The sequence below is a fragment of the Limnoraphis robusta BA-68 BA1 genome (assembly GCF_034932365.1).
In the GTDB taxonomy this organism is placed as follows: Bacteria; Cyanobacteriota; Cyanobacteriia; order Cyanobacteriales; family Microcoleaceae; genus Capilliphycus; species Capilliphycus robustus.
On sequence record NZ_JAYGHR010000095.1, the window covers coordinates 10547 to 24198 of the forward strand.

General features: G+C 42.6%; 10 protein-coding genes. 4 read left to right on the forward strand and 6 right to left on the reverse strand.

Going from position 1 to position 13652, the window contains the following annotated elements; all coding sequences use genetic code 11:
* Positions 1 to 576 (reverse strand): hypothetical protein (locus VB836_RS27325; RefSeq protein ID WP_323224291.1); only part of this gene is annotated, 576 nt, incomplete at its 3' end.
* 473 nt (positions 577 to 1049) lie between these two features.
* Here VB836_RS27325 and VB836_RS27330 point away from each other — a divergent pair.
* Positions 1050 to 2138, forward strand: a complete 1089-nt coding sequence (locus tag VB836_RS27330; RefSeq protein ID WP_323224293.1) for a hypothetical protein — start codon at positions 1050 to 1052, stop codon at positions 2136 to 2138.
* Positions 2139 to 2386: 248 nt separating this feature from the next.
* Here the strand turns inward: VB836_RS27330 and VB836_RS27335 are convergent, their stop codons facing one another.
* Complete coding sequence (locus tag VB836_RS27335; protein ID WP_323224295.1) at positions 2387 to 3475, reverse strand: RNA-guided endonuclease InsQ/TnpB family protein; 1089 nt, start codon at positions 3473 to 3475, stop codon at positions 2387 to 2389.
* A 746-nt stretch (positions 3476 to 4221) separates the two neighbouring features.
* On the opposite strand from VB836_RS27335, the gene VB836_RS27340 reads away from it, so the two are divergent.
* The 3 genes from VB836_RS27340 to VB836_RS27350 all read left to right on the forward strand — a co-directional run bounded on the left by VB836_RS27340 (position 4222) and on the right by VB836_RS27350 (position 9114).
* Positions 4222 to 4893 (forward strand): sigma-70 family RNA polymerase sigma factor, encoded by a 672-nt coding sequence (locus VB836_RS27340; protein WP_323224297.1) that lies wholly within the window; start codon positions 4222 to 4224, stop codon positions 4891 to 4893.
* Complete coding sequence (locus VB836_RS27345; RefSeq protein ID WP_323224299.1) at positions 4890 to 6077, forward strand: DUF1822 family protein; 1188 nt, start codon at positions 4890 to 4892, stop codon at positions 6075 to 6077. Before VB836_RS27340 ends, VB836_RS27345 begins: the two co-directional genes overlap by 4 nt.
* Before the next feature lie 604 nt (positions 6078 to 6681).
* Complete coding sequence (locus VB836_RS27350) at positions 6682 to 9114, forward strand: CHASE2 domain-containing protein (protein ID WP_323224300.1); 2433 nt, start codon at positions 6682 to 6684, stop codon at positions 9112 to 9114.
* Here the strand turns inward: VB836_RS27350 and VB836_RS27355 are convergent.
* From VB836_RS27355 to ltrA, 4 genes are all read right to left on the reverse strand, one after another.
* The gene (locus VB836_RS27355) at positions 9111 to 10550 is read right to left on the reverse strand and encodes an FAD-binding domain-containing protein (protein ID WP_046281195.1); all 1440 of its coding nucleotides are present in this window, start codon (positions 10548 to 10550) and stop codon (positions 9111 to 9113) included. The two genes, VB836_RS27350 and VB836_RS27355, sit on opposite strands and share 4 nt — an antisense overlap.
* 48 nt (positions 10551 to 10598) lie before the next feature.
* The gene (locus VB836_RS27360) at positions 10599 to 11150 is read right to left on the reverse strand and encodes an NUDIX hydrolase (RefSeq protein WP_046281196.1); all 552 of its coding nucleotides are present in this window, start codon (positions 11148 to 11150) and stop codon (positions 10599 to 10601) included.
* A gap of 62 nt (positions 11151 to 11212) precedes the next feature.
* Complete coding sequence (locus VB836_RS27365) at positions 11213 to 11908, reverse strand: RNA-guided endonuclease InsQ/TnpB family protein (RefSeq protein WP_323224302.1); 696 nt, start codon at positions 11906 to 11908, stop codon at positions 11213 to 11215.
* Positions 11909 to 11966: 58 nt separating this feature from the next.
* A complete protein-coding gene (ltrA, locus tag VB836_RS27370) occupies positions 11967 to 13646 on the reverse strand; it encodes a group II intron reverse transcriptase/maturase (protein WP_323224304.1) in 1680 nt (559 codons plus the stop codon).
* Between the last annotated feature and the right edge of the window lie 6 nt (positions 13647 to 13652).

Consider the following 13652-nt stretch of genomic DNA (forward strand, 5'->3'; position numbering starts at 1 on the left):
TAATCCAAAATTGGTCAAATGTTCTAATAAGTCTGAAGGAGTCCAATCATCAGGAAGATCCGAGTTGATTTGTTTGTAATAGTTGAGATCTACAAGAGGATTAAATAAACGTCCTTCATCTAATCCAAAATTGGTCAAATGTTCTAATAAGTCTGAAGGAGTCCAATCATCAGGAAGATCCGAGTTGATTTGTTTGTAATAGTTGAGATCTACAAGAGGATTAAATAAACGTCCTTCATCTAATCCATAAATCTGAAAGTGAGAAACTAATTGATCATCACTGAGTTCAGACAGGTCGGAGTTGTTTTCTTTGTAGTAATCTAAATTGAGGAAATTGACGGGTTGAATGACGAATCCATCATCAAAGTCATCGTCAAAGTCATCGTTAAAGTCATCATCTAAATCATCATCTAATATATTAACGATAGATGAACCAGGAATGATTGAAATATCATCAACACTATCAACTTCTGATCCATCGGTCATTTCTTGAGAATCATCATCTAATTCATCAACATTATCTAAACCCACGAGTTGATTTTCTAAGGGATTTTCACGATTCATGAGTAGATCCATGGTAGATGTCTCCTTGATTTACTGAAAAGATTCAGCTTAGAACAATTGAGATCAATCTTCTATTTCCAGCCATTAAAAAGCTGCGATTTGAGTGATAGATTCTCAAACCTCAAGAGAATTGATCGATGAATTTGCAACTTCCCAGTTCAGATTCTATGGGGAACGCTTTGTTGTGTTATACGAAGAGCAATCTAGGTTTTCGCAAAAATCGCTAAATTTTTTTGGAAATGAGTCTTCACAACAGTATCTATGGGACTTGTATTGTCTATAACTTACGAGAGTGCCTCTATTTAGAGGGTCTATTAGCGCTGCTTAACGCACTTTTGAAACCTTATCTAAGGGGAGTTGCGTAAATCCTGTTGTCTTGAAACCCATCCTAACTGCTATCTCAACATAGAAGAGATTGAATTGGACATCCTGATAGGGGACAGGGGAAACCGTAAAACCATGCTATAAGAAGCGGAGAAGTAATCATGGTACAAGCTGATGTACTTATTCAAGCAGGTCACGAAGGCCGAACCACAGGGGCAACAGGTGCTTGTGGGCCATTAGGATGTGAACAGGAATGGACTCCTATTGTGGCAGATGAAGCCACCCGAATTTTACGGGAAGCCGGAGTGAAGGTGATTCGTAAAGATGCCTTTTTAGAAGGAAAATATGATGTCAAAATAGCCGTTTTTCTTCACTTTGATGGTTCTAATCCCCCTTGTAAAAGTGGTGCCTCAATCGGATATGATGATCAAACCGATCAAAGTGCAGCCAATGCCTGGAAGCAACTGTATTCCAAATACTGGCCCTATAAATGGATGGCGGATAACTTCACCTCAAACCTGAAAAACTATTACGGTTTTCAATATACTCGCACAACGGATGCTGAATTAGTTTTAGAGTTTGGAGAACTTAGCTGTCTTGAACAAGCCGAATGGTTAAAACCCCGTTTAAAATGGTTAGGCGCGTTGCTAGCTCACTTTTTAAGTCAGCGAATCAAAAAAGGAAATGTTCCCGATCCAGGGCCGTTTGAAGTGGGTTCTGAAGTGCATTCAGCCCCGTCAAGTTGGAGTCAATTTTATGCAGGTTTAGAACAGTCAGGCTACAGTATTCCTTATCGGGGATTAGAAAATCCGACTTTAACCCGAAAATACGGAATTGTCAAAGAGCCTTATGGTGAATTAGTTGAGTTTAAGACCCAAAAGTTTGTCAAGGGAAAAGTGGCTTGGTTTGGCGGTGAAAAAGATAAACTGATCGCCTCGGATGAAACCTCGACTTTGACGGGAGAAGTTTTACGTCTCCTCCAGAAAGATGACTATTACTGCACGATGCGTTGGAATTATCAAAGCAAAATGCAGTTTTGGAAAAATCGTCATTTACTGGTGGTTAATCCCCAAAATAATCGGGCTGTGATTGTACGGGTAATTGATTGGGGGCCAAGCACTGAAACACAACGAATTATCGATCTTTCTCCGAAAGCTTTAGAAGCGCTAGATGCTAAAACCGATGATTTTGTACTCTGTGCTTTTTCTAATACCAGTTCAGCCAGTCCGGTTTTAGGTTTTGTCTCTTAATATCCGCTCTGAAAAACTTACTCGAATCTATCCAAAACCACCTAAATCTAGGCTAAGTTGGATGGGTTCGATGTTTTCTTCCCGCTTCATTCTAGAAGTGTCGGCACTATCCAGTCCGCAGGCTGACACGGGCAAGCTACCCGCCATCACTAAAACAGATGGGACAAGGATTTAACGGATTAAGCTATCTGTGACCAGCTCAGATCTGTGCGTTTTACAGTTAAGTTAATCCGTTCTTCCGCTTTCTCTTATCCGTTTTTTGCCGCTAAATTTCTAGCAGCATTTAGATCGCGATCACATTTGAAACCGCATTTTTCGCAGTGATAAACACGCTCAGATAAAGGCATTGAATCTTTAATGTGACCGCAGTTCGAGCATTTTTTTGTAGAAGGTTCCCAACGAGAAACAACAATCAAATTGGAGCCGTAAAGTTCACACTTATATTCAAGTTGTCTTCTGAACTCGTAAAAACCCATATCGCCGATAGCTTTAGCTAACTTGTGGTTAGCCATCATCCCAGACACGTTTAGATCTTCAATCACAATCTGACTGTGGTTCTTAGCCAGATATGTGGTGAGTTTGTGTAGCGTGTCTTTGCGAATATTAGCGATTTTCCGGTGCAGTTTAGCTATCTTGAGAGTAGCTTTTTTCCAGTTAACTGAACCTTTAACTTTCCGACGATTTAACCATTGCAAGCGAGAAAGTTTGGATTCAAGTTGGCGGTAAGATTTGGCTCCCTCAAACACTTCTGAGGTTGACAGGGTAGCCAGAGATTTCACACCCAAGTCTACCCCGACAACATCAATAAATTTGGGCGTTGGCATCGGTTCAACTTCAAAGCTGAAGCTGACAAACCATCGCTCTGCCCTTCGGGACACCGTTACAGACTTGGGCTTAATATGATCGCTTATACGCTCAAAAGTTCTCACCCAGCCAATGCGAGGAAGTTTAACTTTAAAAGGTTCTAGTTTGATTGACCCGTCAAGGGTAAAGCTATCGCCTCTCCCTTTTTTCTTAAAACGAGGTGGCTTTGAGACTTTTTGAAAACATCGTTTCCAGGCAATTGCTAGGTTTCTCAGTGCATTCTGAGGGGCAGATTTTGATGATTCGTAATACCAGGGGTTTTCGGGTTTAACCAACGCCACCAACCACTTATGTAAATCAATCCCAGAAGGGAATTTAATTTTCTCCTCTGGGTTGTTTTTGTTGTGTTCAAGAATTGCTAAAGTAAGACCTAACCCCCAGTTCCAAGCATGACGGGCTGTTCCGGCGTGACGCATAAAAGCAGTTCGCTGTTTGTTATTGGGGTTTAATTCAGTCTTGAATGCAATTCTCATTTGAGGGATTCAGCAACGTCTCTTAACTCTTTGATCAGATTCTTATTCTTGTGACTTTTTGACCCATAAAGTCGAGGGGAAAAAACAGAAGAATCCCCGATACCGGATCGTTGATATCGACACCCCCAAGAGTGTCGCCGCTTTTGATAGAGAAACCAATCTACTCATGCCGCCATGATCTCATATTTGGTGAGAATATTTAGTAAGGTTTAAGAAGATTTTCGGATTCTGCAACAATCCCTTTTTTTGAACGGCGATCAAGCTGAAACTCATTCAGCGATCGCCAATAAAGCTTAAAGTTATAAATATTTTAGTATCAATTTTTTCTCAAAGGTCTTGTGAGCGTAGACGATTTGCCCGATAATTGAATCTCCGAAGTCAACTCAAGAAATAGTGACCCGTCAATGTCAAAGCTAAGATTAAAGGAGTTTGCAACTTTATAACTTATACAGCCAAGACCTAGAAACCGAGTTTTTGCCTAAGTCCTGAACTTGCGAGTTGTCAGGTATCCGATCAGGATAAAACCCACTTAATAATTAGCTCAGGGTTACGGGTCACTCGATTTTAGGGGGAACTCACTTCTGACAGTTCAAAAAGCTGTGTAAAAGCTCATCAAGCTGTTGTTAGAGCGTTCATCAAGATATAGCGACGCTTAACTCAAGTTTTCGCAACATCTGGAAAAATTGTTTTTTTAGGGTTAATCTGCGAAAAAGACATCGGCAACCCGCATAACTAAATACCCCTCTATGGACAACATACACGTTCAACTCCGTCAACTTGTTGCCGAGGCTTGTACCTACCCTCCTGAGAGTGTAGAACGTCGGCAAAGACTCAATCAGATGATTCGGACGATCATGCGATCGGGGAAGCTCTGGAGAGAGAACAGCGAATACTACAATGATGCACTCCAGGAAACTTGGGAATACTGCTGCGGCAACCTCGAGGAGTACGATCCTGAGCGAGCCAGTGTCATTACCTGGCTAGATAACCATCTAAAAAAACGTCTGAGAACTTGGCGCGATCGCAAATATCGGCAGCTAAACCGCCAAGTTAGTTTATCCAACCCAGAAACAGACTTTACAGATCCCATCGAGAGAGTTGCGGCTAACCCCGATCTTCAACCCGTTCTCGAAATTTGGGATAAAACGACAGAATGGGTGAATCGTGATCCCGATCGGGTGTTATGCGAAACTTGCTTTAGAAATTGCCCTGAAATTAACTGTCAGGTTCTTTTTCAAAAACGCTTTCCATCGGAAACGCCCTGGAATGATATAGCCTCAGACTTTGACCTCACACCTGCCGAAGCTAAAGATTTGCCGAAATTTTATAATCGCAAATGTTTACCCCTATTGCGAGAATTCGGAATTTCTCAGGGGTATCTTGATCCTTCAAAAACTCGCAAAAAAAGGCAGTCATGATCAGCCAATTCATGCAAACCCTAGACGATTTCTCCATTCCCTTACTGATCCCGAATCAAGCTAAAACCGTAGCCGCAGAATTTGCCGCCCAGCAACCGACTCCACAGAGAGCCACACAGGTTTATCTGAATACTTTGGCGGTTTGCATGGTGAATAACTACTTGCGAATTATGGGAATTCCCACCAATTTAACGGCAGGTGATAGTTGGAACCCGGCTGTCCGTCTGTATGCCGATGTGGCTGATTTAGAAGTTGTGGGTCGAGGTCGCTTAGAATGTCGTCCCCGAACGTCTGATGGGGATTTGGACTCAACGGCTTGTTTTGTGCCGCCAGAAGTCCAAACAGACCGTATTGCTTATGTTGTGGTCGAACTGGACTTAGAACAGGAATTAGCCACGCTGTTAGGCTTTGTCGAAACCGCCGAGAACTCGATCTCTTTAAGACAATTGCGATCGCCCGATGAGTTACTCGAACACCTGCTATCATCCCCCCTGCCGGAAACTGTCCCAACTTCAGTAAATTTGCGTCAATGGCTGCAAAATACCGTCACAACAGGTTGGGAAACGGTAGAAACATTGTTATTTCCGCCGGAACTTCTTGCGGTTCGGGGGGGAGAGACGGCGGTGATTGAAAATCTGGACTCAGTGGCGGCGGTTCTGCGTTTATTAGAACCCGATCAGCCGGAAGATGTTCGCGCCCAAGCGGCGGGGGTTTTGGGTGACATGGGCGTTACTAATTCTACAACGATTAACGCTTTAACCGAACTGTTGGAAACCACCGAAGACGAAGAAACTCGTTGGCAAGCGGCCCTGAGTTTAGGTAAACTAGACCCAAACCATCCTCAAGCTGGAATTAGACGAGTCAGAGCGATTGATTTAACCCCAAAACGCAACGCTAAACAAGTGGCTTTGATGGTAGCTATCAAGCCGAAAGCCAATGATCGCATTGGGGTATGGTTGCAAGTCGAACCTCTGGGATCTTTGACAGTTTTACCTGGGGGTTTAACCTTGAGGGTGTTGTCAATGTCGGGAGAAACGCGCCTCCAAGTCGAAGCGAGAAGCGATAATCAAGGTCGGGGTTTGGATCGCAGCATTGGACGTCGTTTTAGTCCACCGCCTGAAACGGGTTTTCAGGTGCAGGTGCAACTGGGTTCAATGACTGTGACAGAAGAATTTCTGGCATAATTGCGATCGCAGCCAATAGGACAATAGGGAGGGGTAAACTTTTTTCAAACCCCTTTGTGTTAATATTTGCTATAGATTTGGGCTATCTGTACAATAAGTAAGAATTGACATACTCCCCATTTCTAAAGAAAGGGGATTCTCCAAGCCTCACGGCTTTGGATTACTGATTCATTGACAACCCTTAAAGCCAACTGGTTTCCCAATCAACTCCAGAGGGGTGAGTCTCCCCAGTCGTTCATCTCATTTCAGAGATAGTTTCGGTATGCCCTACCGTACTTGAGAAAAAAATGCTTGATTCTCTGTACTTGGTGCTTTAAGGTTTTATATGGCCAAAGCATTCCTGGCAAGAACCCCGTACCTTAAGTTTTCAAGGTTCATTGCATCGATTAGATGCTGGGTTTTTCAACTGGTTGAATACCCTGCCAGTTGAGTTATTATAGCATTAGAAAGAGCCTTATATCCCCATACCTGAAGGTAGGGGCGTGTGCGGCAATTTTTGGTAAAATAGCGGGAGATCATTCAAGAAACTCAAATACTGTCTCGCTTCTAGAAACCTGAAAGGGTGCGGTGTCCAGAGTCAAACAGTATAGATAGGATAGCCTCTATGGGCAAGGTTGTAATACTCAAGGTAGGATCAGGTAGTTTCGAGCAAGGTTTTGATGTCTTGCTTCAGATCAAAACCGATGACAACCGCCTTCTGGCTGAACTAGAGGGTCAACTTCCCCCCAACCCAGGTTTGGAGGGAAGTTATGTCAGTTGGCAAACTCGTTTTCGTCGCCTCAAAGCAGCAAGTCAGTCGAGTAGACGTCTCAACACCGCAACAGAAGAAGCTTGGGAAATTGATGAGAGTTTTCAAAGCAATTCTTCGACGGTTGATGATTTTTCTCGCTGTCAACGTTTGGTGCGAGATGTTGAAAAACGCATGAAACAATGGCTGCAATCTTCTACTCCGAAATGGCAATGTATTCGGGAACGTTTGGGGGCAGAATTTGCCAAAGGAGAAGAAGAAATTCGCCTCGTTATTCAAACTAAAAATCCTCGACTTTGGAAGTTGCCCTGGCACGTTTGGGATTTGCTCGAAGAATATCACATTGGTTTGGGTTATACCTTACCCGGATTTAGTGCAAATTTTACCGCGTCGCAACGTTCTACTCGCACCAATAAAGTGCGGATTTTGGCGGTTTTGGGCGATAAACGCAATCTGAATTTACAACCGGATCAAGAGGCAATATGCAAGTTAAAAGGCGCCGAGGTAACGTTTTTACATCAACCCCGTTCCACGCAGTTTATTAAAACCCTCCGCCAACAAAAAGGTTGGGATATTTTATTTTTTGCAGGTCATAGTAAAACGGAAGAAAACACGGGTCGAATTTATCTCAGCGATCAAGAAAGTTTAAGGCTGGATGAGTTTAAAAATACCCTGAAAGAAGCGATTAACAATGGCTTAAAAATTGCCGTGTTTAATTCCTGTGATGGGTTGGGGTTGGCACAGGAGTTGATTCAATGGCAAATTCCGGTAACAATTGTTATGCAGGAATCAGTGCCGGATTTGGTTGCTCAGTCTTTTTTGAAAGAGTTTCTCATCGAATATTCGACGGGAGAACCGTTGTATGCAGCCGTTCATAAAGCCCAAAAAAGATTAGAAGATTTTCAAGAATTACCGGGAGCAACTTGGCTCCCTCTGATTTTTCAGAATTTAGCTGATATTCCCCCGAGTTGGCAAGATCTACGTCTGAAAAAGTCGGGTGTTCAAGAGATTGAAGATTCGGATATTTCCGAGGCAAAAATATTAAAGACGAGCAAACAAAGGCGCAGGTTTATCCGCATTATTATGGCGGTATTTGCGAGTTTAATTGCGGCTTTTTCAATTATTTTTATTCGAGACTTTGGACAGTTAGAGTTATTAGAATTGAATACTTTTGATCATTTTATGCGATCGCGTCCGGCCGAAACGCTAGACTCGAAAATGTTAATTGTTGATATTGATCGCAGTGATGTTAATGCTCAAGTTCGACCTCCCTATGAAGGAAAACATAAGTCAATTAGTGATGGTTATCTCACCCAATTAGTCGAAAAGCTGGCTGCATTAGAACCTCGTGTTATTGGTTTAACCCTCTATCGAGATTATCAACTCAAACCGGAATATAAAACCCTAATTAGTCGTTTTAAAGATGATGATCGATTCATTAGTCAATGCGATATCGGAGAAAATCTCAGTAACACGGGTCGCGCCGCTTCTCCTCATGCCGTTCAAGGCGCAAATTGGAAACACAGAATCGGATTTAGCGATCAGGTTTTAGATCGAGATCGAACGATTCGTCGCCAATTAATCAGTCTAGAACCGCCAGAAGATATGCAAATTTCGCCTTGTCAAAGTGAGTTATCTTTTAATTTATTAGTGGCATTGCGTTATTTGTCTGATGAGAAAATTCTACCTGCCGAGATCTATCAAGAAAGACGAAATTTTGAGTTAGGTAATGTTAAACTGAATCCTCTCACCCTAAATTCAGGAGGTTATGATCACCTTCTTGATATTGACAAGACACAACTGCTGTTAAATTATCGAGCCACAAAGAGTGAAGTCGCACCCCGAACAACGATGACAGAAGTGTTGCAAGGTACAATTGATCCGGCTTTAGTGAAAGATAAGATAGTTCTAATTGGCACAAGTGTTCCTGAATTTGAAACCATTTATTCGACTCCCTATGGAGAAATGTCTGAGGTTTTTCTTCAGGGCCACATGATTTCTCAACTGGTGAGTGCGGTTACAGATGGACGACAATTATTAACATGGTGGCCTGACTGGCAAGAAAACATTTGGGTTTTAGCTTGGGCATTAATTGGCGGTTTACTCGCCCGTTGGTTCCGTCCCGCTATTGCTGTTGGTGCTGCAATTCCTATACTTTGGATTTTGCATCGTTATTGTTATATTCTACTGATTGAACAGGGGTTATGGGTTCCATTTGTTCCGCCTGCATTGGCTTTAGGAAGTGCTTTGATAGCAACGACGTTAATTTACCGAGTTCTAAAAGTTTAGAACGCTTGTTTTTGTTCTTGATAGAGAGACTTAAATTGTTTTTGTTGCTGGTTGTGATCAACAATAGGTTCGGGATAGTCACAAGCTTCCCGATCTTTTGATGAGATTTTTCCAGTCACTAAATCTTCTGTCTCTAAACTGCTTAATTCTGGTAGCCATTGGCGAATATATTCACCCTCTGGATCATATTTTTGGGCTTGAGTAATCGGGTTAAAAATTCTCAAGGGTTTAGGGTCCATCCCACTCGACGCACTCCATTGCCAGCCCCCATTATTAGCCGATAAATCCCCATCGATCAATTTTTGCATAAAATATTTCTCGCCCCATTGCCAATTAATCATTAAATCTTTGGTGAGAAAATTGGCAACAATCATCCGACAACGGTTGTGCATCCATCCACTTTCATTGAGTTGTCGCATCGCTGCATCAACAATCGGATATCCGGTTTTTCCTTCACACCAAGCTTGAAAATGTTCTGGATTATTCCGCCAAGGAAAGTCTTTAAAATGATCACGATAGGGGCCTTTTGCGAGTTCAGGAAAGTGATACATTGCCTGTTGATAAAATTCCCGCCATGCGAGTTCTTGTTGCCATGCTTTAATATGATTACGGGCTTCATCACTGCGAGTATTTTCCATCGCTTCAACGGTTTTTGCCCAAACGGTACGAATCCCAATCACTCCAAATTTTAACGCTGCACTCAGTTGAGAAGTGCCATCATTCGCGGGAAAATTCCGTTGTTCATCATATTCAAATAAAGCGCGATCGCCAAATTCTTCTAAGCGATTTTGAGCCGCTTCTTCTCCGGGTTCTAAGACCAACTCATTCTCCCAAACAAAGCCTAAATCTTTGGCGGTGGGTAAATCAATCACTCCATTTTCTTGGGCTGTTTTGAACTCAATTTCCGTTAGTCCCCTTGGATGATTCGCAAAAGTATTAATTGGTTTTTCCTTATGTTTTTTACTCCAACTATTCCAATAGGGCGTATAAACTTTATAGGGTTCATTCCCGGATTTAGTTCGGATTTCATCGGGTGAATGAAGTAACTGATCCCAAAAGGTTTCAACCGTAATATTCGCCGCTTTTAACGCTTCAGAAACCGCCTGATCACGTTCTTTTGCGTAGGGTTCAACATCGGAGTTCCAAAAAACCGCTTTCGCTTCTAATGCTTGAGCCAGTTTAGGAATAGCTTGACTGGGCTGATCCTGTAGAATCAATAATTGACTGCCAACTTTTTGGTACTGGTGTTGAAGCTGTTGTAAGCAGCCAATCATATAGGTAACTCTAACAGGTGCGACATCATCTTTTTGCAGAATATTCGGATCAAGACAAAATATGCCCACTACTTGATCACTCTTTTGTCGAGCGGCGGCTAATCCTTTATTATCAGAAATACGCAGATCACGACGATGCCAAAATAAAATCAAATCTGACATAAAAACAGAAAAAAAGAGACAGTGAGTAAGTGAGCCGAATTAATATCCTCAGCTTTGGAGAAACGGTTTAGCAAGTAATAAGCTAGAAATTGATTTAGAGTCTACAGGTTCACCGTCTAGGATAGCTTGTTCTAACTCTTGGGGTGTCATCAATACAACATCAATATCTTCATCCTCATCTTGGGCGGGTGGCTTTTCAAGTTTTTCTAAATCTTCGGCTAAAAAAGAATAAATTATTTCATCAGAATAACCGGGCGCGAGAATAAATTGTCCGAGTTTACGCCATTTATGGGCGCGATAACCCGTTTCTTCTTGAATTTCACGCTTGACGGTATCGGCGGGATCTTCATTATTATCAATGGTTCCGGCGGGAAATTCCAGGGTGCGTCCTTCTATGGCGAAGCGATATTGTCGCACTAATACTAATTTTCCCTCGGAAGTCACGGGAATAACCAAGGCGCCACCCGGATGACGAATACATTCCCATTCCCCGACAGCGCCGTTAGGAATGCGAAGACGGTTGACTTCGTAGCTAAAACGACGTCCCTGATAAAAAAGACGTTGTTGGAGAATTTCCGGCGGTTCTGATCCAGGTTTCATCTAAATATAAAGATTGAGTTGAACAGTATCTAGATTATCTTAATCTGTGACATACTCTGACACTAATTCTGCGAATATAGTGTCAGCATCCTAACATCACTATTAGGAATTCCTGCTTCATTCGGAGTGTAATCACTTAACCGTCCACAGGCAGCCACCGTGAGTCCCAGGGTGGTTAATCCTTTGTGAAGGATATTAATTGCAGCGTTCTCGTCCCGGTCGATTTCAATCCCGCACTTGGGGCATTGATGAAGACGAACAGAAAGAGTTTTGGGAACTTTGGTTTTACAGGAAGAACAGTCTACGGTTGTGCTGTGAGGATTTACCTTAACAAAATGTACGCCGCTTCTTAGAGCCACTGCTTCTAATATTGTTAGGAATTTTCCCCAAGCTACATCGTAGATCGATTTAGCTAATCTTGTTCTTGCCAGTCCCAAGATGTTCAGATCTTCGACTGCTATTAAGTCGTATTTTTTGACGAGTTGGTGAGCAACATTGTAATGAAAATCCTTTCTCTTTCTACCTATTCGCTGGTGGACAAGAGAAATTTTTGGCTTTTGCTTTTGGGAATTAACAGAACTGGATTGCTTTCTAGCTAGCTTTTTCTGTTGTCTAGCCAGATGCCTCTGGGTTTTTCTGTAATGTTGCTGAACGTCTACAGATTCCCCATTAGATGTGACAAGATTAAAGTCAACGACTCTCTTACGAGAGCCGTTGCTCTCCAAAACCGTGCGTGAGACTGTCGGGTAAGAGAGCATACGTCACCGTATCTTTCTCCCCTCAGAACCGGACTTGACACTCCTCGCATCATCCGGCTCAAGCCTTTGCTTTAACAGAACGTCTACCACTGTGTATGGTTTTATGGCAAATCTTGTGTAGGTGCTGAAGATTGTCAATATCCTCCGTACCCCCTTTTGCCAAAGCTATAATGTGGTGAGTTTCTAGAGCCTCTCCGTTGTGTAGTTTTTCCCCACAAATTGGGCATTTCCAGTTCTGGTTTTGGGCGATTTGATAATATTTAGACCCTTTATCCCAGATGGTTTTGCCAGATTTTCTGGCTCTCTTTGCCCAATACTCTTGTAGGGTGGGGTCATCCGGGGATGCGGTTCCTTTTACTTTAATATGGCGTTCAATGGGGATACTTGCGATATTAAATAGGATTTTTTCTTTTGAAACTCCTTTTCGGTCTTTGATCTGGCAAGTGAATTCCCATCCTCTGCCTCTGATTTGAAAGTATCGGTTCGCAATCCATCTTTTTCCCTTATTAGGGTGTCGTCTTTTAGCCCATCTCCAAAGTGCTATCCATACTTCTGAATGAATATAATTGAACACTTCTTTGCTGACTGCATGACGATAATAGTTACCAAAGCCGCGAAGTTTAGGGTTGAGTTGTTCAATAACAATTTTCTGTTCAACCGCCCGGTTGGTTCTGAGCCAATCCCTAATTAATTGTAGGAATGAGAGAACTTTTTGTTTTTGCGGTTTGATGAGAAGTTTGCCTTGATATTGTCTGAGATTAAACCCCAAGAAGTTGAATCCTTCACTGATATGTACAATCCGGGTTTTCTCTCTATTCAGTTGTAGTCCCTTTTGTGCCAGCCATTCTTCAATTTTGGGTAGAATTTCTTCGAGGTCTTCTTGACAGGTGGCGGTCACGACGAAATCATCCGCGTATCGAATGAAACCGTATCGATTGGATTTGTAACTGCCTTTTTTCTTCTTGAATTGATTCAAGAATTGTTCTAAGCCATGTAGTCCAATGTTTGCCAAAAGAGGGCTAATTGTGCCACCTTGTGGCGTACCGCTTGCTGTGTCGTGGTGTTGTCCTTTATCCAAGTATCCTGCCTTTAGCCACTGTTTAATGAGGTTGCGGGCGGGAAAATTCCCGATGGAATCTAGAATAACTTGGTGGGAGATGTGGTCGAAGAATCCACTGATATCGGCATCTAATACCCATGTGTCTCTATTACCTTGTAGGCGTAAGAAACATTGCTCTATGGCATCGTGGCAACTTCTTCCGGCTCGGAAACCAAAACTGTTTGGCTCGAATTGAGCTTCCCAGATGGGTTCTAGGGCGTTTTTAACGACGGTTTGTGCGACTCTATCTCTGATGGTGGGTATGCCTAGTGGTCGTTGTTTACCATTGGCTTTTGGGATGTAAACCCGTTTGTTCGGTTTCACTTTCCAGAAGGTATATTGCCTCATTTCTCGGATGAGTTTTACCCGTTGTTCTGGTGTTAATGCCACCTCCTTATCTACACCAGGTGTTCGTTTTCCTTGATTCAATTGGGTAACTTTTCGCACAGACCAAAGTAGATTGTTGTAGCTCCTGAGCATCAGTTTTGTCAGGCTTCTGACCTGATTCCACTGACCGTTCTGTGTAGCACGATAAATCCGCTTCCTTAGATTCCTAACATTCTTCATTACTGCTTTCCAGTTAATCTCTGACCAGTCTTGAAGATGTCCTTTGTCTCCGATAACCGTTGGGGTTTCCATCTTTTA

Coding starts and splice junctions, on each gene's coding strand:
- VB836_RS27355 (WP_046281195.1), bottom strand. CDS start 10,550: ATGTCAGATTTGATTTTATTTTGGCATCGTCGTGATCTGCGTATTTCT.
- VB836_RS27335 (WP_323224295.1), bottom strand. CDS start 3,475: ATGAGAATTGCATTCAAGACTGAATTAAACCCCAATAACAAACAGCGA.
- VB836_RS27330 (WP_323224293.1), top strand. CDS start 1,050: ATGGTACAAGCTGATGTACTTATTCAAGCAGGTCACGAAGGCCGAACC.
- VB836_RS27360 (WP_046281196.1), bottom strand. CDS start 11,150: ATGAAACCTGGATCAGAACCGCCGGAAATTCTCCAACAACGTCTTTTT.
- ltrA (WP_323224304.1), bottom strand. CDS start 13,646: ATGGAAACCCCAACGGTTATCGGAGACAAAGGACATCTTCAAGACTGG.
- VB836_RS27345 (WP_323224299.1), top strand. CDS start 4,890: ATGATCAGCCAATTCATGCAAACCCTAGACGATTTCTCCATTCCCTTA.
- VB836_RS27350 (WP_323224300.1), top strand. CDS start 6,682: ATGGGCAAGGTTGTAATACTCAAGGTAGGATCAGGTAGTTTCGAGCAA.
- VB836_RS27365 (WP_323224302.1), bottom strand. CDS start 11,908: ATGCTCTCTTACCCGACAGTCTCACGCACGGTTTTGGAGAGCAACGGC.
- VB836_RS27340 (WP_323224297.1), top strand. CDS start 4,222: ATGGACAACATACACGTTCAACTCCGTCAACTTGTTGCCGAGGCTTGT.